General features: G+C 55.7%; 17 protein-coding genes, 2 tRNA genes and 1 rRNA gene. 7 read left to right on the forward strand and 13 right to left on the reverse strand.

Annotation, left to right across the window (positions count from 1 at the left end; genetic code table 11):
• Positions 1 to 47 precede the first annotated feature (47 nt).
• Together DTA24_RS27235 and DTA24_RS27240 are read left to right on the forward strand one after the other, a co-directional pair.
• Positions 48 to 1,046: an amidohydrolase family protein gene (locus DTA24_RS27235; protein WP_008807971.1), complete on the forward strand. Its 999-nt coding sequence runs from the start codon at positions 48 to 50 to the stop codon at positions 1,044 to 1,046.
• 62 nt (positions 1,047 to 1,108) lie between these two features.
• The gene (locus DTA24_RS27240; RefSeq protein WP_032732167.1) at positions 1,109 to 1,831 is read left to right on the forward strand and encodes a DUF554 domain-containing protein; all 723 of its coding nucleotides are present in this window, start codon (positions 1,109 to 1,111) and stop codon (positions 1,829 to 1,831) included.
• A 4-nt stretch (positions 1,832 to 1,835) separates the two neighbouring features.
• Here DTA24_RS27240 and rep read toward each other — a convergent pair whose 3' ends face one another.
• On the reverse strand, positions 1,836 to 3,857 hold the full coding sequence (rep, locus tag DTA24_RS27245) for a DNA helicase Rep (RefSeq protein WP_012543251.1): 2,022 nt from the start codon (positions 3,855 to 3,857) through the stop codon (positions 1,836 to 1,838).
• A gap of 112 nt (positions 3,858 to 3,969) precedes the next feature.
• On the opposite strand from rep, the gene ppiC (DTA24_RS27250) reads away from it, so the two are divergent.
• Positions 3,970 to 4,251: a peptidylprolyl isomerase PpiC gene (gene ppiC / locus DTA24_RS27250; RefSeq protein ID WP_008807974.1), complete on the forward strand. Its 282-nt coding sequence runs from the start codon at positions 3,970 to 3,972 to the stop codon at positions 4,249 to 4,251.
• 51 nt (positions 4,252 to 4,302) lie between these two features.
• Complete coding sequence (gene ppiC, locus DTA24_RS27255; RefSeq protein WP_002883180.1) at positions 4,303 to 4,584, forward strand: peptidylprolyl isomerase PpiC; 282 nt, start codon at positions 4,303 to 4,305, stop codon at positions 4,582 to 4,584.
• A gap of 202 nt (positions 4,585 to 4,786) precedes the next feature.
• Here ppiC (DTA24_RS27255) and ilvC read toward each other — a convergent pair whose 3' ends face one another.
• Positions 4,787 to 6,262 carry a ketol-acid reductoisomerase gene (gene ilvC / locus DTA24_RS27265; protein WP_008807976.1) on the reverse strand — a complete coding sequence of 492 codons (1,476 nt, stop codon included), beginning with the start codon at positions 6,260 to 6,262 and terminating at the stop codon, positions 4,787 to 4,789.
• 154 nt (positions 6,263 to 6,416) lie between these two features.
• Here ilvC and ilvY point away from each other — a divergent pair, with 154 nt between their 5' ends.
• Complete coding sequence (ilvY, locus tag DTA24_RS27270) at positions 6,417 to 7,307, forward strand: HTH-type transcriptional activator IlvY (protein ID WP_012543253.1); 891 nt, start codon at positions 6,417 to 6,419, stop codon at positions 7,305 to 7,307.
• On the opposite strand, the gene ilvA is transcribed toward ilvY, so the two are convergent.
• The 7 genes from ilvA to ilvL all read right to left on the reverse strand — a co-directional run bounded on the left by ilvA (position 7,304) and on the right by ilvL (position 13,850).
• Positions 7,304 to 8,848 (reverse strand): threonine ammonia-lyase, biosynthetic, encoded by a 1,545-nt coding sequence (ilvA, locus tag DTA24_RS27275; protein WP_023296862.1) that lies wholly within the window; start codon positions 8,846 to 8,848, stop codon positions 7,304 to 7,306. The two genes, ilvY and ilvA, sit on opposite strands and share 4 nt — an antisense overlap.
• Before the next feature lie 2 nt (positions 8,849 to 8,850).
• Entirely contained in the window at positions 8,851 to 10,701 is a 1,851-nt protein-coding gene (gene ilvD, locus DTA24_RS27280) for a dihydroxy-acid dehydratase (RefSeq protein ID WP_008807979.1), read from the reverse strand.
• 60 nt (positions 10,702 to 10,761) lie between these two features.
• A complete protein-coding gene (locus DTA24_RS27285; protein ID WP_008807980.1) occupies positions 10,762 to 11,691 on the reverse strand; it encodes a branched-chain amino acid transaminase in 930 nt (309 codons plus the stop codon).
• 19 nt (positions 11,692 to 11,710) lie between these two features.
• Positions 11,711 to 11,968, reverse strand: a complete 258-nt coding sequence (gene ilvM, locus DTA24_RS27290; RefSeq protein WP_008807981.1) for an acetolactate synthase 2 small subunit — start codon at positions 11,966 to 11,968, stop codon at positions 11,711 to 11,713.
• Entirely contained in the window at positions 11,965 to 13,611 is a 1,647-nt protein-coding gene (ilvG, locus tag DTA24_RS27295; protein WP_008807982.1) for an acetolactate synthase 2 catalytic subunit, read from the reverse strand. Before ilvG ends, ilvM begins: the two co-directional genes overlap by 4 nt.
• Positions 13,612 to 13,613: 2 nt before the next feature.
• Positions 13,614 to 13,667, reverse strand: coding sequence for a peptide IlvX (gene ilvX, locus DTA24_RS29150; protein ID WP_201281575.1), 54 nt, complete (start codon positions 13,665 to 13,667; stop codon positions 13,614 to 13,616).
• 84 nt (positions 13,668 to 13,751) lie between these two features.
• The gene (gene ilvL / locus DTA24_RS27300) at positions 13,752 to 13,850 is read right to left on the reverse strand and encodes an ilv operon leader peptide (RefSeq protein WP_001311244.1); all 99 of its coding nucleotides are present in this window, start codon (positions 13,848 to 13,850) and stop codon (positions 13,752 to 13,754) included.
• Between the two features lie 353 nt (positions 13,851 to 14,203).
• Between ilvL and DTA24_RS27305 the strand changes: the two genes are divergently transcribed.
• Entirely contained in the window at positions 14,204 to 15,724 is a 1,521-nt protein-coding gene (locus tag DTA24_RS27305; RefSeq protein WP_012543254.1) for a YifB family Mg chelatase-like AAA ATPase, read from the forward strand.
• Between the two features lie 24 nt (positions 15,725 to 15,748).
• Here DTA24_RS27305 and DTA24_RS27310 read toward each other — a convergent pair whose 3' ends face one another.
• The gene (locus DTA24_RS27310) at positions 15,749 to 16,087 is read right to left on the reverse strand and encodes a DUF413 domain-containing protein (protein WP_004886877.1); all 339 of its coding nucleotides are present in this window, start codon (positions 16,085 to 16,087) and stop codon (positions 15,749 to 15,751) included.
• A gap of 118 nt (positions 16,088 to 16,205) precedes the next feature.
• On the opposite strand from DTA24_RS27310, the gene hdfR reads away from it, so the two are divergent.
• The gene (gene hdfR / locus DTA24_RS27315; protein ID WP_012543255.1) at positions 16,206 to 17,027 is read left to right on the forward strand and encodes an HTH-type transcriptional regulator HdfR; all 822 of its coding nucleotides are present in this window, start codon (positions 16,206 to 16,208) and stop codon (positions 17,025 to 17,027) included.
• Between the two features lie 101 nt (positions 17,028 to 17,128).
• On the opposite strand, the gene DTA24_RS27320 is transcribed toward hdfR, so the two are convergent.
• The 3 genes from DTA24_RS27320 to rrf form a co-directional block, all read right to left on the reverse strand.
• Positions 17,129 to 17,204, reverse strand: a tRNA-Trp gene (locus DTA24_RS27320).
• A gap of 52 nt (positions 17,205 to 17,256) precedes the next feature.
• Positions 17,257 to 17,333 (reverse strand) — tRNA-Asp (locus DTA24_RS27325).
• A gap of 57 nt (positions 17,334 to 17,390) precedes the next feature.
• Positions 17,391 to 17,506, reverse strand: a 5S ribosomal RNA gene (gene rrf, locus DTA24_RS27330).
• Positions 17,507 to 17,576 lie beyond the last annotated feature (70 nt).

A 17,576-nucleotide genomic window follows, 5' to 3' on the forward strand; every position in this document is an offset into this window, starting at 1 on the left:
TTCTCATTGCATCGAGCCATACTGACAAATATCGCAAGGAATATATCATGCGCGGAAAAATCGCTTTAGAAGAACACGTCTCCACTCCTGAAAATAACCGTCTGTGGGATTCAACCGGTGAAGCCGGCCGTAACGGTACAGAATATATGAAAGACGTTGAACGTCGCCTGCTGGATCGCAGTATTCAGCTGGAAGAAATGGCGCAGCGTCATATTGACCACGTCATTCTTTCTCTAACTTCACCTGGCGCGCAATCTATTTTAGATAAAGCCAAAGCGGTCTCTTTTGCTCGTGATACTAACGATTTTATCGTCGAGAATTATGTGAAGCCAAATCCGGATAAATTTAGCGCTTTCGCCACCCTGGCCTTGCAAAACCCGGAAGCCGCGGCGGAAGAGCTGGAGCGCGCCGTGAAGAAACTAGGCATGAAAGGCGCGCTGATCAACGGCTATACCAACGTTAAAGATAGCGAGCATGGCCTGTATCTTGATGACGAATCGATGTTGGTCTTCTGGGATAAGGTCAACGAGCTGAACGTACCGGTGTACCTGCATCCTCGCGAACCGCTGGAAGGCCCGGCGCGCGGCATCTATACCGGTTACGAAAGCCTGATCGGCTCCGCGTGGGGCTTTGCGCAGGAAACGGCAGTGCATGCTATCCGTCTGATGATGAGTGGTTTGTTCGATCGTTATCCTAACCTCAATCTGGTACTGGGCCACCTCGGCGAAGGGCTGGTTCATATGCTGCCGCGTACTCAGCACCGCCTCTATCGTCAGCGTTTCGGCTGCGGTCTGGGTAAAGCGGAAAAACCGTTAATGCACTACCTGCAGAATAACTTCATTGTTACCACCAGCGGCCATTTTAATACCCATTCGCTGAATAATGCCATTGAAGTCATGGGCGCCGATCGTGTGATGTTCTCTGTCGATTATCCGTATGAAGATATTCATCAGGCTTGTGACTGGTTTGATCCGTTAGAACTTGAAGCGGGCCTGAAAGATAAAATTGCCTGGGGCAATGCCAGCCGCGTCTTTAACATTCAATAATATTAAAGACAGACTTCAGGGCCTGAATATTCAGGCCCTGTTTTTATTAGGGAGAATAAATGATGGCAATAGGTATATTTGTCTGTAGCGGCTCGCTTCTCGTCGGTGCGCTGGCCGGCGCCTCGCTGAATCGCTTTATTCCGGAACACTTCAAGAAAACCTTGCCGCTAATTGCCGGTCTGATCTCCATCAGCATGGGCATCCACTTTGTCAATAAATTGCATAATCTGCCACCCATTGCCCTGGCCATTATTGTCGGCACGATTATCGGCGGTCTGCTGAATATTGAAAAATGGATTGAGCGGGCCGGGACAACGCTACGCACGCCCATTGAGCGCATTTTCCCGGCGCAGGCCAGCGCCAGCGTGAGTGCGGAAGATTTTATGAATCAGTTTATCGCCGTGCTGATCCTCTTCTGCGCCAGCGGCACCGGCATCTTCGGTGCTTTAACCGAAGGGATGACCGGCGACCCAACCATTCTGCTGACCAAGTCGATACTCGACTTTTTCACTGCCGCGATTTTCGCCTCTACGCTGGGCTACATCATCACTACGATTTTTATTCCTCAGCTGATCATCTTCGTGATTCTGTTCTTCGCCGCCACGTTTATTATGACGTTGATAAACCCATCGATGATTGCTGATTTCACTGCCTGCGGCGGCATCATTATGCTGGCGACCGGTTTTCGGCTTTGTGGTATTCGCCATTTCCCCACCGCCAACATGCTGCCCTCACTGCTGCTGGTAATGCCCTTCTCCGCCGCCTGGCAGCAGTTTGTCGCCTGAGGCGTTAGCCTTTTTTCGCCTTCGCCAGCATCGCTTTAATATTCGCGACGTTGGCCTGGCCTTTATGCATACGTTCTTCCGCAGAGATAACTTTTCGCTCCTGCTCCCATATCAGATCGTCCTGCGGGAGCTCGAGCAGGAAACGGCTTGGCTCCGGGCGCACCAGCTCACCATACTGTCGGCGTTCCTTACAGAGCGTAAAGGTCAGCTCTTTTTGCGCACGGGTGATGCCGACGTAGGCTAACCGGCGCTCTTCATCGACGTTATCTTCATCGATGCTGCTCTGGTGCGGCAGCAATCCCTCTTCCATTCCCACCAGGTAAACATACGGGAACTCCAGCCCTTTTGAGGCATGGAGGGTCATAAGCTGCACCTGATCGAGCTCTTCATCCGATTCGCCGCGCTCCATCATGTCCCGCAGGGTAAAGCGGGTGACCACCTGCGTTAGGGTCATCGGCTCATCGATTTCGCTGCCTTCCAGCATCTCGGTCATCCAGGTAAACAGCTGGTTGACGTTTTTCATCCGCATTTCCGCGGCTTTCGGGCTGGGCGAGGTTTCATACAGCCAGGATTCGTAGTCGATCCCGCGAATCAAATCGCGCACGGCGGCAACGGGCTCGCGTTCGGTCAGCTGCTGAATTTCCCGCAGCCAGTGGGTAAAGCGCGTGAGGGATTCGTAGCCGCGCCCGGTCAGCGTCTGGCTTAACCCCATGTCAAAACTGGCGGTGAATAAGCCTTTATTGCGGCTCATCGCCCACTCACCCAGCTTTTGCAGCGTCGCCGGGCCGATCTCGCGTTTCGGCGTGTTGACGATACGCAGGAAGGCGCTATCGTCATCCGGGTTGGTCAGCACGCGCAGATAGGCCAGCAGGTCTTTAATTTCCGGACGCGAGAAGAACGACGTGCCGCCGGAGATTTTGTACGGGATGCGGTTCTGCATCAGCATCTTTTCAAAGACCCGCGACTGGTGGTTGCCGCGGTAAAGGATCGCGTAGTCTTTGTAGTTGGTTTTATTAATAAAGTGGTGGGCGATCAGTTCCCCGGCCACGCGCTCCGCTTCATGATCTTCATTGTTGGCGGAGAGTACTTTCAGCTCGGTACCGTAGCCAAGTTCTGAGAACAGCCGCTTTTCAAAGACGTGCGGGTTATTAGCGATCAAAATGTTAGCAGCTTTCAGAATACGCCCGGAGGAGCGGTAGTTCTGTTCAAGCTTGATCACCTGCAGCGCCGGGAAGTCCTGGCTGAGCAGCACCAGGTTCTGCGGCCGCGCGCCACGCCACGAGTAGATCGACTGGTCATCGTCCCCCACCACGGTAAAACGCGCGCGCTGCCCCACCAGTAATTTCACCAGTTCATACTGGCTGGTGTTGGTATCCTGATACTCATCCACCAGCAGGTAACGGATTTTGTTCTGCCAGCGTTCGCGCACCTCTTCATTACGCTGCAGCAGCAGCGTCGGCAACAGGATCAGATCGTCAAAATCGAGGACGTTGCAGGCCTTCATGTGCGCATCGTACAGCCCATAGCAGTGGGCGAAAATGCGGTCCCGTTCGCCTTTCGCGCCAGCCGCCGCCTGCGCCGGGGTTTTCAGATCGTTTTTCCAGTTGGAGATCGTCGAGATCAGCTGCTGCAACACCACTTTGTCATCTTCGATCAACCCTTCGGTGAGCTCTTTCAGCAGCGCGACCTGGTCAGTATCATCGAACAAGGAAAAGTTAGACTTCATTCCCAGCGCGGCGTATTCACGTTTGATGATATCCAGGCCCAGGGTGTGGAAGGTGGAGATCATCAGCCCGCGCGCCTCTTTGCGCCCCAGCGTTTGCCCGACGCGCTCTTTCATTTCGCGCGCGGCCTTGTTGGTGAAGGTGACGGCCGCGATATGGCGCGCCTGATAGCCGCAGCCGCGGATCAGGTGGGCGATTTTATTCGTAATAACGCGGGTCTTACCGGAACCGGCGCCCGCCAGCACCAGGCACGGTCCGGTAACGAATTCGACGGCTTGTTGTTGGCCAGGGTTTAAACGCATGGGAATATTGCTCAATCTTCGAACGGGGTGTGGATTGTAGCAGAAAGCGAGGCCGAGATTTACCGGCTGATGGTAAAGTGTCAGCCACGCAATTCATCCTGAGGATCTGGTAATGGCAAAAAGCGCAGCGGCCCTGCATATTCTGGTCAAAGAAGAAAAACTGGCGCATGAGATCCTCGCCAAACTGGAACGAGGCATCAGCTTCGATCATCTGGCGAAGCGTTACTCAAAGTGTCCGTCCGGACGTCATGGCGGTGATTTAGGCGAATTCCCGCAGGGGACGATGGTCGGCCCGTTTGATCAAGCCGTCTTCAGCTGTCCGCTACTTAAACCCTATGGCCCGGTGAAAACCAAATTCGGCTACCATATCATCAAGGTGCTGTATCGTCGGTAACGCGTGCTACTATGGCGCCCTGATTTATCCCAACTCACTCAAGGCGCAATCATGGCTAAAACCGCGGCAGCACTGCACATCCTGGTAAAAGAAGAGAAACTGGCGCTCGATCTGCTCGAGCAGCTCAAAAACGGCGCCGACTTCGGCAAGCTGGCAAAGAAACACTCCATTTGTCCGTCAGGCAAACGCGGCGGCGATCTGGGTGAGTTCCGCCAGGGCCAGATGGTACCGGCCTTCGATAAAGTGGTCTTCTCCTGCCCGGAACTGGAGCCAACCGGCCCGCTGCATACCCAGTTCGGCTACCACATCATCAAAGTGCTATACCGGAAATAATAAAAAACCCGGGGATCTTAATCTCCGGGTTTTTGCCTGATGGCGCTTCGCTTATCAGGCCGACTAAACAAATCCATTCCTCTATGGATTTCGGCTTGCCGGAAGGCGGCGAGGAAGTACATCCCCAGGAACATAGATTACTATGTGACTGGGGTGTACGTACCGTAGCCAACGCATCGGCAAGTCGAAAGACGGCGAGGAATTAGCCGGCTACCGCGATACGTTTCATATCAGTCATATAACCGCGCAGTTTCTTACCTACCTGCTCGATAGCGTGGCTGCGAATTGCTTCGTTCACATCGCGCAGCTGAGCGTTATCTACCGCGCCTTCAGCAATCGCTTTGCCCAGGTCGCCGGTCTGCAGGGTAGTCATAAACTCTTTCAGCAGCGGTACGCAAGCGTAAGAGAACAGGTAGTTACCGTACTCTGCGGTATCAGAGATAACCACGTTCATTTCATACAGACGCTTACGGGCGATAGTGTTCGCGATCAGCGGCAGCTCGTGCAGTGATTCATAGTAAGCGGACTCTTCGATGATGCCGGAATCAACCATGGTTTCGAAGGCCAGCTCAACGCCCGCTTTCACCATCGCGATCATCAGCACGCCTTTATCGAAGTACTCCTGCTCGCCGATTTTGCCTTCATACTGCGGGGCGGTTTCGAAAGCGGTTTTGCCGGTCTCTTCACGCCAGGTCAGCAGTTTCTTATCATCGTTCGCCCAGTCTGCCATCATACCGGAGGAGAATTCGCCGGAGATGATGTCGTCCATGTGTTTCTGGAACAGCGGCGCCATGATCTCTTTCAGCTGCTCGGACAGTGCATAAGCGCGCAGTTTCGCCGGGTTAGAGAGGCGATCCATCATCAGGGTAATACCGCCCTGCTTCAGCGCTTCGGTGATGGTTTCCCAGCCGAACTGAATCAGTTTTTCCGCATACGCCGGATCGGTACCTTCCGCCACCAGCTTGTCGAAGCACAGCAGAGAACCCGCCTGCAGCATGCCGCAGAGGATGGTCTGCTCGCCCATCAGGTCAGATTTCACTTCCGCCACGAAGGAGGATTCCAGAACGCCCGCACGATGGCCGCCGGTCGCCGCTGCCCAGGCTTTGGCAATAGCCATGCCTTCGCCTTTCGGATCGTTTTCCGGGTGGACGGCGATAAGCGTCGGCACGCCGAAACCGCGTTTGTACTCTTCACGAACTTCGGTACCCGGGCACTTCGGCGCCACCATCACCACGGTGATGTCTTTGCGGATCTGCTCGCCCACTTCAACGATGTTGAAGCCGTGGGAGTAACCCAGCGCCGCGCCGTCTTTCATCAGCGGCTGTACGGAACGCACAACGTCAGAGTGCTGTTTGTCCGGCGTCAGGTTAACCACCAGGTCGGCCTGCGGGATCAGCTCTTCATAGGTACCGACTTTGAAGCCGTTTTCGGTCGCTTTACGCCAGGAAGCGCGCTTCTCGGCAATCGCTTCTTTACGCAACGCATAGGAGATATCCAGGCCGGAATCACGCATGTTCAGACCCTGGTTCAGGCCCTGCGCGCCACAGCCGACGATGACTACTTTTTTACCCTGAAGATAGCTTGCGCCATCGGCAAATTCATCGCGCCCCATAAAGCGGCATTTGCCCAGCTGTGCCAGCTGCTGGCGCAGATTCAGTGTGTTGAAGTAGTTAGCCATGGTGATACCTCGTGATGTTGTGTTGTCGTGCTTATTGTTCGGTTCGCTTTTGCGAGAATGAACTTACTATATGACAGGAATTTTATTGCGGAAATTGATATATTCACAACGTCACGTTGCAATTTATGAAACACAAAATCGGGGAGTACGCGCCGTGGATTTACGCGATCTGAAAACCTTTCTGCATCTGGCGGAAAGCCGCCATTTTGGCCGCAGCGCGCGGGCCATGCACGTCAGTCCTTCGACCCTTTCGCGGCAGATCCAACGCCTGGAAGAGGACCTCGGCCAGCCGCTGTTCGTGCGTGATAATCGCACGGTGACGCTCACCGAAGCCGGGGAAGAGTTACGCACCTTTGCCCAGCAGACCTTACTGCAGTATCAGCAGCTTCGCCACGCCATCGATCAGCAGGGACCGTCGCTCTCCGGTGAGCTGCATATCTTCTGCTCTGTCACCGCCGCTTATAGCCATCTGCCGCCGATCCTCGACCGCTTTCGCGCCGCGCATCCTTCGGTTGAGATAAAATTATCGACCGGCGATGCCGCTGACGCCATGGAGAAGGTCGTCACCGGCGAAGCCGACCTGGCGATTGCCGGTAAACCAGAGACCCTGCCGGGATCGGTGGCGTTTTCGATGCTGGAGAACCTCGCCGTGGTGTTAATTGCCCCGGCGCTTCCCTGCCCGGTGCGTAACCAGGTGACCGTCGAGCGTCCGGACTGGTCGACAGTGCCGTTTATCATGGCTGACCAGGGGCCGGTACGTCGGCGCATCGAGCTGTGGTTTCGACGCCATAAAATCAGCAACCCGTCGATCTATGCCACCGTCGGGGGACACGAAGCGATGGTGTCGATGGTCGCCCTCGGCTGCGGCGTGGCGCTGCTACCGGAGGTGGTACTGGAAAACAGCCCGGAACCAGTACGCAACCGGGTGATGATTCTGGAGCGCAGTGATGAGCAAACCCCGTTTGAGCTGGGCGTTTGCGCACAAAAAAAGCGGCTGCATGAGCCGCTTATTGATGCTTTCTGGAAAATCCTGCCTAACCACTAGCCCGCGAGGAAAAAGCGGAACGCCGGGTTATGCGTTTCATCGTGGCACTCATAGCCCAGTTCATTAAGGCGGGTTTCAAAGTCCGGCTCGTGCTCGCCCAGCTCAAAGGCCGCTAACACCCGACCATAGTCGGTGCCGTGGCTACGGTAGTGGAACAGCGAAATATTCCAGTGGGTGCCAAGGGTATGCAGGAACTTCAGCAGCGCCCCCGGCGATTCAGGGAACTCGAAGCTGAACAGCCGCTCCTGCAGCGCTTTGGACGGCCGGCCGCCGACCATATAGCGCACATGGAGCTTGGCCATTTCGTCATCGGAAAGGTCAACGACGCTGTAGCCGCCATCGTTCAGTAACTGGAGGATCTCTTTCCGCTCCTCCAGCCCGCGACTCAGGCGTACCCCGACAAAAATGCAGGCGTCTTTAGCATCAGCAAAGCGGTAGTTGAACTCCGTCACCGAGCGCCCGCCCAGCAGCTGGCAAAACTTCAGAAAGCTGCCCTTCTCTTCCGGGATCGTCACCGCCAGCAGCGCTTCGCGCTGTTCCCCGAGCTCGCAGCGCTCAGACACGTATCGCAGGCCGTGGAAGTTAACGTTGGCCCCGGACAGAATATGAGCCAGTCGCTCGCCGCGAATATTGTACTGGGCGACATATTTCTTCATCCCCGCCAACGCCAGCGCGCCGGAAGGCTCCGCCACCGCCCGCACATCTTCGAACAGATCTTTCATCGCCGCGCAAATAGCGTCGCTGTCGACAGTGATGATGTCGTCCAGATACTCCTGGCACAAACGGAAGGTTTCATCGCCGATGCGTTTGACCGCCACGCCTTCAGCAAACAAACCGACGCGCGGCAGATCCACCGGATGGCCGGCATCCAGCGCCGCTTTCAGACATGCCGAGTCTTCCGCTTCTACCGCTATCACTTTAATCTGCGGCATCAGCTGCTTGATCAGCACCGCCACGCCTGCCGCCAGACCGCCGCCGCCAACCGGGACGAATACGCGGTCAATGTGGGCATCCTGCTGCAGCAGCTCCAGCGCCAGCGTTCCCTGACCGGCGATGACCATCGGGTGATCGAATGGCGGCACCCAGGTAAACCCCTGCTGCTGCGCCAGTTCAATCGCCCGAGCTTTCGCTTCGTCAAAGTTGGCGCCATGCAGCAGCACTTCGCCGCCAAAACCGCGAACGGCATCGACTTTGATATCGGCGGTCGCCACCGGCATCACGATCAGCGCCTTAACCCCAAGCCGGGAGGCTGAGAAAGCCACTCCCTGCGCATGGTTGCCTGCCGACGCCGTGATCACCCCATTCGATTTCTGTTCCGCCGTCAGGCTGGACATCATCGCGTAGGCGCCGCGCAGCTTAAAGCTGTGTACCGGCTGGCGATCTTCGCGTTTGACCAGAATAACGTTATCCAGCCGCGAAGAGAGCTTCTCCATTTTTTGCAGCGGCGTTTTCTGCACCGCTTCATAAACTGGCGCGCGCAGCACTGCTCTCAGGTATTCGGCGCCCTCAGGGGCACCGGACAGGGGTTGTGAGTCCGCCATAATTAGCCACCCAGTTTTGATTTATCGCGCACCGCGCCCTTGTCGGCGCTGGTCGCGAGGCTGGCATAAGCGCGCAGTGCAAAGGAGACCTGGCGCTCGCGGTCTTTCGGCGTCCACGCCTTATCGCCACGCGCTTCCTGTGCTTCGCGACGGGCGGCGATTTCTGCATCGCTGAGCTGCAGCTGAATACCGCGGTTCGGAATATCGATAGCAATCATGTCGCCATCTTCGATGATCGCGATGTTGCCGCCGCTCGCCGCTTCCGGCGATACGTGGCCGATGGAAAGCCCGGAGGTGCCGCCGGAGAAACGGCCATCGGTGATCAGCGCGCACGCTTTGCCAAGACCCATGGACTTCAGGAAGGTGGTCGGATAGAGCATTTCCTGCATCCCCGGCCCGCCTTTCGGCCCTTCATAGCGAATAACCACGACGTCGCCTTCCACGACTTTGCCGCCGAGGATGGCATCAACCGCTTCGTCCTGGCTTTCATAAACTTTCGCCGGGCCGGTAAATTTCAGGATGCTATCGTCCACACCAGCGGTTTTGACGATACAGCCGTTTTCGGCAAAGTTACCGTACAGGACCGCCAGGCCACCGTCTTTACTGTAGGCATGTTCCAGAGAACGGATACATCCCTCGGCGCGATCGTCATCCAGCGTATCCCAGCGGCAATCCTGCGAGAACGCCTGGGTGGTACGGATCCCGGCCGGGCCGGCGCGGAACATTTTTTTCACCGCGTCGTCCTGGGTCACCATTACATCGTACTGTTCCAGGGTCTGCGGCAGCGTCAGGCCAAGGACGTTTTTCACATCGCGGTTGAGTAACCCCGCGCGGTCCAGCTCGCCCAGAATGCCCAGAACGCCACCAGCCCGGTGCACGTCTTCCATATGGTATTTCTGCGTACTCGGCGCCACTTTACACAGCTGCGGGACCTTGCGGGACAGTTTGTCGATATCGCTCATGGTGAAGTCGATTTCGGCTTCCTGCGCCGCCGCCAGCAGGTGCAGTACGGTATTGGTTGAACCGCCCATCGCGATATCGAGGGTCATGGCGTTTTCAAATGCCGCCTTGCTGGCGATATTGCGCGGCAGGGCGGAAGCGTCATCCTGCTCGTAGTAGCGTTTGGTCAGCTCCACGATACGTTTACCGGCGTTCAGGAACAGCTCCTTACGATCGGCGTGGGTCGCCAGCAGCGAGCCGTTACCCGGCTGTGACAGGCCCAGCGCTTCGGTCAGGCAGTTCATGGAGTTCGCGGTGAACATCCCGGAACAGGAACCACAGGTCGGACAAGCGGAACGTTCCACCTGGTTACTCTGTTCGTCGGACACTTTCGGATCCGCCCCCTGGATCATCGCATCCACCAGGTCGAGCTTGATGATTTTATCTGACAGCTTGGTCTTCCCGGCTTCCATTGGGCCACCGGAAACAAAGATCACCGGAATGTTCAGGCGCAGAGAGGCCATCAGCATCCCCGGAGTGATTTTGTCGCAGTTGGAGATACAGACCATGGCATCGGCGCAGTGGGCGTTAACCATGTACTCGACCGAGTCGGCGATCAGCTCGCGGGATGGCAGTGAATAGAGCATACCCCCGTGGCCCATGGCGATCCCATCATCCACCGCGATGGTGTTAAATTCTTTGGCGACACCGCCTGCCGCTTCAATCTGCTCGGCAACCAGTTTGCCGAGATCGCGCAGGTGCACGTGCCCGGGGACAAACTGGGTAAAGGAGTTGACGACGGCGATAATCGGTTTGCCGAAATCGGCATCGGTCATTCCGGTTGCGCGCCACAACGCGCGGGCGCCCGCCATGTTGCGGCCATGTGTGGTGGTGGCGGAACGGTACTTAGGCATGCTCTTTTTACTCCCATCTCTGTTTATTAAATGGGACGGTGCGTGCCGTCCCATTTTTAATTACTTACTTACCGGATCCAACCAGCCCCATTTATCTTCTGTTTCACCGGTGAAGAGGCCAAAGAAGGCTTCCTGAATGCGTTTGGTCACCGGCCCGCGGCGGCCTGCGCCGACCTGGATGCCGTCAACGCTGCGTACCGGGGTGATTTCTGCCGCGGTGCCGGACATGAACACTTCATCCGCGAGGTACAGCGATTCACGGGACAGCACCTGCTCGCGCACTTCGATGCCAAGATCTTTCGCCAGTTTGATGATCGCGTCGCGGGTAATGCCCGGCAGCGCGGAAGAGGTGAACGGCGGAGTAAACAGCACGCCATCTTTTACCTCAAACAGGTTTTCGCCTGCACCTTCGGAGATATAACCGTTAACATCCAGCGCGATACCTTCCTGATAACCGTGACGACGCGCTTCGCTGCCGACCAGCAGAGAGGAGAGATAGTTGCCGCCCGCTTTCGCCGCGGTTGGAATGGTGTTCGGCGCCGCGCGGTTCCAGGAAGAAACCATCGCATCGATCCCCTGCTCCAGCGCTTCTGCGCCGAGGTAGGCGCCCCACGGGAACGCCGCGATGATAACGTCGGTTTTGTAACCGTCCGGCGGGTTAACGCCCATGCCAACATCGCCAACAAACACCAGCGGACGAATATAAGCGCTGGTCAGTTTATTGGTACGGATAACTTCGCGGCAGGCTTCCATCAGCTCATCAACGCTCTGCGAGACCGGGAAACGATAAATTTTGGCTGAGTCATGCAGACGCTGCATATGTTCGCGATGACGGAACACCACCGGGCCCTTGTGCGAGTCGTAGCAGCGGATGCCTTCGAATACCGAAGTCCCGTAGTGCAACGCATGGGACATGACGTGCACTTTCGCCTCGCCCCATGGGGTCATCTCGCCATTGAACCAAATGTAATCAGCTTTCTTCGTCGTCATTTTTTTTATTCCTCTGCGCTCAGGCGCGGATTTGTTGTGATGTGGGTTGCTGGATCTCGACGCAGGCGACGTCGACCAGTTTACTTAATTGACTAAACAGTAATTCGACGGGCCGCGGGCTGGCAACGGTCAATTCGATATTTATATTTTGCGCATCCGACGCGGTTTCCATATTCATTGCGCAGATTTGAAAACCACGGTGGCGGACCACGCGCAGCACGCGCTCTAAGGTTTCCGGATTGAAACGCGCCTGCAAAGCGACCTGATGTTGCTTCATGATAATTTCTCCAGCATTTCTGCATTACTGGCGCCGGGCGGCACCAACGGCCAGACATTCTCAAGTTCGTCGATTGAGACATGAAGCAGGTATGGCCCCTGGCTCGAAAGCATGGTGTCGAGTGCCGCTTCAACCTGGTCTTTACGGGTGATGTGTTGGCCAGGAATACCGAAGGCGCTGGCCAGCGTGAGGAAATCAGGGTTATCAGTCAGAGTGGTTTCGCTATAACGTTCCTGGAAAAACAGCTGCTGCCATTGTCGAACCATCCCTAACCGCTGGTTGTCGAGTAACACGATCTTTAACGGTAATTGTTTGCGCTTGACGGTGCCCAGCTCCTGCACGTTCATCATGAAGGAACCGTCACCGGAGATACAGATCACCGTATCGTCCGGGCGCGCCACCTGGGCACCAACGGCGGCTGGCAGGCCAAAGCCCATCGTGCCTAAGCCGCTGGAGGTGATAAAGTTTTCCGGGCGGGTATAGGTCATATGTTGAGCCGACCACATCTGGTGCTGGCCAACGTCGGTTGTCACGACGCTATCCGCCGGCTTACGGTCGGAAAGCTGCTTCAGCAGCAGCGGCGCGTAGATCGCCTCGCCGGGATGATCGTAACGCCAGGCGTGCTCGGTGCGCAGTGCGGCATTATGCTCGCGCCAGGCATCGATAGCTAACGGCTGCTGCAGCGCCGGCAGCAAGCGGTTCAGATCGCCGGTCAGACCGATGTGCGCCTGACGCAGCTTGTTCAGCTCCGCCGGATCGATGTCCATGTGGATCACTTTGGCATGCGGAGCGAAGGTATTGAGCTTACCGGTCACACGATCGTCAAAGCGCGCGCCGACAGCGATCAGCAGATCGCACTCCTGTACCGCCAGGTTGGCCGCCTTAGTGCCGTGCATGCCCAGCATACCGAGATAATACGGATAATCTGCGGCCACCACGCCCAGCCCTTTTAGCGTGCAGGTTGCCGGCATTCGGGTTACCGCCAGGAATTCACGCAAAGCCGGTACCGCCTGCGCCATACCTACCCCGCCGCCAACATACAGCATCGGCTTCTGTGACTGAGCCAGCATCTGCAGAGCCTGAGCAACCTCCGCCTGCGGGAACGCCATCTCATCGTCGACGGTAGAGAAATGAGGATCAAGCTCGCCCTGGGCCATCTGAATATCCTTAGGGATATCAACCAGCACCGGGCCCGGACGGCCTGAGTTTGCCACCTGGAAAGCTTCAGCGATAACCCGCGGCAGCTCATCCAGAGACTGCACGAGGAAACTGTGCTTAGTACAGGCCAGTGACAAACCAAGAACGTCTACTTCCTGGAACGCATCCGTGCCGATGAAGGGAGCGGCCACCTGGCCGGTGATAGCGACAATGGGAATGGAATCAAGCAGGGCGTCCGCCAGGCCAGTGATCAGGTTGGTCGCGCCCGGGCCGGACGTCGCTATGCACACCCCGGTTTTCCCGGTTGCTCGCGCATAGCCAATAGCCGCCATGGCTGCCCCTTGCTCATGCCGACACAGCAGGTGCTCCACGCCGCCGTCATACAGTGCATCGTAAACCGGCATAATTGCGCCACCCGGATAGCCAAAAACTGTGTCGACTCCCTGTGTCCGCAAAGCATGTACCACCCACTGCGCGCCATTCATAGTTAGTTCCCCGTCATAAATCGGGAGAAACAGAATTTTATGCTAAAAGTCATCATCTGCTCCTCGCTTAGGTTATTTCAGTTATAAAAAAACCCCCGGACCTTTCGGTGCGGGGGTCTTAGTTCGTTAAGGCTTGATTCTTAAGCCTTTCCTCGTCCAAGTGCAGCCCCGCACGGTGGGATAATAATCACCACCACGCTAATCACGACCAGGCTAATCACTCGTAGAAGGGCTGTCATTTTCGTACTTTCTGGCTTCTTGTTCGAAGGAATACCTAAAGAGGTACCACAGACATCACATAAAACACAAGATTTTTTTATATCCTGGTTTCTGAGCAGCCTAACAGTTTCAGGAAAAATAATTGTTTTATATGAAGAAAATCAGAAATGAAAAAAATTCAGTTTTCTTTCACGCTGTACGCTCAGCGCCCATCTCTGTTTCGGATGCACCACGTTTTTCGATCACGCTTCCATTTTCGGCTAAATGTAACGAGATGGCGTGAAAATAATGGATTTATGCTTCTAACTTCGTGTTATTGCCGCTGCCGTTTCACGGCAGGCTCGTCATAATCCTTCTCTGTCCAGGAGGTTTTATGTCGCTCGCCATCGTTTACACACGCGCGGCGCTCGGTATCGAAGCGCCATTGATTACTATCGAGGTTCATCTCAGCAGCGGTCTGCCTGGCTTGACCATGGTCGGGCTACCGGAGACCACCGTGAAAGAGGCCCGCGACCGGGTACGCAGCGCCTTGATCAACAGCGGCTACGCTTTCCCTGCGAAGAAAATAACCATTAACCTGGCACCCGCGGATCTGCCCAAAGAGGGCGGGCGATATGACCTTCCCATCGCTCTCGCGCTTCTCGTCGCCTCAGAGCAGCTCAACACTACCCGATTGAATCAATATGAGTTTGTGGGCGAACTCGCCCTTACAGGCGGCTTACGCGGCGTTCCAGGGGCGATCCCCAGCGCAATGGAAGCCATCAAAGCCGGCCGGCGCATTGTCGTCTCCTCTGACAATGCGGCTGAGGTGGGTCTGATCGGCGGCAGCGATTGCCTGGTCGCCGACCATCTGCAACAGGTGTGCGCGTTTCTCGCAGGGCAAGCATCGCTCTCGCCGCCTCTCGCCGACGTGCCCGCCGTTGATGAACGCTGTGAAGATCTACGTGATGTTATCGGCCAGCAACAAGGCAAGCGAGCGCTGGAGATTGTGGCGGCCGGTGGCCACAACCTGCTGCTGATTGGCCCGCCCGGTACCGGCAAAACAATGCTTGCCTGCCGGCTCCCCGGCCTTTTGCCGCCATTAAGCAACCAGGAAGCGCTGGAGAGCACGGCCATTCAAAGTCTGGTCAACCTCCAGACTGCGAAGACCCGGTGGCGTCAGAGGCCGTTTCGCGCCCCTCACCATAGCGCCTCGCTGGCAGCGATGGTAGGCGGAGGCTCAATACCTGTCCCCGGCGAGATTTCACTGGCCCATAATGGCGTGCTGTTTCTTGATGAACTGCCAGAGTTTGAACGACGGGTGCTGGACGCGCTGCGTGAACCCATTGAGTCAGGCAAGATCCACATATCACGATCGCGCGCCAAGATTGACTATCCGGCGCGTTTTCAGCTTATCGCGGCAATGAACCCAAGCCCTACCGGGCATTATCAGGGCAAACATAATCGCGCGTCGCCTGAGCAGACATTGCGCTACCTTGGGCGCCTGTCCGGCCCTTTTCTCGACCGCTTCGATCTTTCTTTAGAGATCCCGCTCCCGCCGCCGGGGATACTGAGCCAGGGCACGCAGGGCGAAGAATCGAGTGCGATGGTCCGTCAGCGTGTGCTGGCGGCACGTGAACGTCAAATGCTCAGGCAAAATAAGCTGAATGCGCATCTTGAGAATCGTGAAATGAAGAGCTGCTGTCACTTGCGCCAGGAGGATGCGCTTTGGCTGGAACAGACGTTAACGCAGCTGGGGCTTTCTATACGGGCCTGGCAGCGTCTGTTAAAGGTGGCAAGAACCATTGCCGATCTGGCAGAAGCTGAAGAGATTGAACGCCGCCATTTGCAGGAGGCGCTCAGCTATCGGGCAATAGACCGGATGCTAAACCATCTGCAGAAAATGATGGCGTAAAAAAAGGGCTTACGCCCTTTTTTCTTAGTCATCGCTTTCGGTGTAATCGTCAGCGCCTTCCATCTGCGGTTTGCCGCCGGAAAGAGTATGGAAACGCTTCGGCCGCTTAATGCGTGCCATATACTTAATCCATACGCGTTCTGCTTCCGTTACCGGCTCACGTTCACCACGGCACACCGAGACAAATTGTTTTTCATCATCGGTAACAGGTTCGCGTTTACCCAGTTCCAGTTCGTTAAAGGCATAACCATGACGTTCCAGCAGTTGCGCCTCTTTGATGGTGAAATCACCATGACGGGAGAACCCGCGTGGATAATTTTTATTGTCGAAAAAACGATTAGTCGTCGTAAAGCTTTCCGCCATCCTACACGCTCCTGATTCTTTGGCCGAGCTATTTATGGCGCGGAGTATTAGTTACGCTTGACAGAGCGTCAAACAAAACATTTAAATCATGACGACAAATAATTTTGTGGAGAACGGTGTGGATACGGAATTGCTCAAGACTTTCCTGGAAGTGAGCAGAACTCGTCACTTTGGGCGGGCAGCAGAGGCACTTTACCTGACGCAGTCAGCGGTCAGCTTTCGTATTCGTCAGCTGGAGAATCAACTTGGCGTGAACCTGTTCACCCGCCATCGTAATAACATTCGTCTGACGACCGCCGGAGAAAAGCTACTGCCCTACGCCGAAACGTTGATGAACACCTGGCAGGCCGCGCGCAAGGAGGTCGCTCACTCTTCGCGACATAACGAATTCTCCATCGGGGCCAGCGCGTCGCTGTGGGAATGTCTACTGAACGGCTGGCTGGGGACTCTCTACAAAGATCCCTATAACCTGCAATTCGAGGCGCGGATCGCCCAACGTCAGTCATTAGTTAAACAGTTGCATGAACGCCAGCTCGATCTCCTGATCACAACTGAATCACCGAAGATGGATGAATTAAGCTGCCAGTTGCTGGGTAATTTCACCCTGGCGCTCTATTGTGCCGCCCCAGGGAAAAATAAGAATGATTTGAACTACCTGCGTCTGGAATGGGGGCCGGATTTCCAGCAAAACGAAGTGGGGCTGATTGGTAGCGATGATGTGCCACTGTTAACGACGAGCTCCGCAGAACTGGCTTATCAGCAACTCAGTACCTTGAATGGCTGTACCTGGTTACCCGTCAGTTGGGCGCAGCAGAAAAGTGGTCTGCATACGGTGACCGATAGCGTAACGCTCTCACGTCCTCTGTATGCCATTTGGCTACAAAATAGTGATAAACAAGCGCATATTCGCGAGATCCTGAAAAGCAGCATACTGGAATAAAGATCTGACTCCATGGATGGAGTGCTCAGAAAGCAAGGAAGAGAGAGGAATGGAAAAATTACAAGCAAAAAAAATCCTTTGCCTAAGCAAAGGATTATATATGGCAGGGGCGGAGAGACTCGAACTCGCGACACCCGGTTTTGGAGACCGGTGCTCTACCAACTGAGCTACGCCCCTAAATCTTTCTCGCTATTAAGCCCGCTAATATAGCAGGCTTAATTTTAATAAGTGGCGGAACGGACGGGACTCGAACCCGCGACCCCCTGCGTGACAGGCAGGTATTCTAACCGACTGAACTACCGCTCCACCGAATTTCTTCGCTTTATTACCACCGGTTGTCACCCCGGCTTACTGCAATTTGATGCCTGGCAGTTCCCTACTCTCACATGGGGAGACCCCACACTACCATCGGCGCTACGGCGTTTCACTTCTGAGTTCGGCATGGGGTCAGGTGGGACCACCGCGCTATCGCCGCCAGGCAAATTCTGTTTTATCAACACGTCTCACGGACGCATCGAGTAATCTGTATCAGAGCTGAAAATCTTCTCT

It is taken from the genome of Klebsiella sp. P1CD1, from assembly GCF_003790505.1.
GTDB classification, from domain to species: Bacteria; Pseudomonadota; Gammaproteobacteria; order Enterobacterales; family Enterobacteriaceae; genus Klebsiella; species Klebsiella variicola.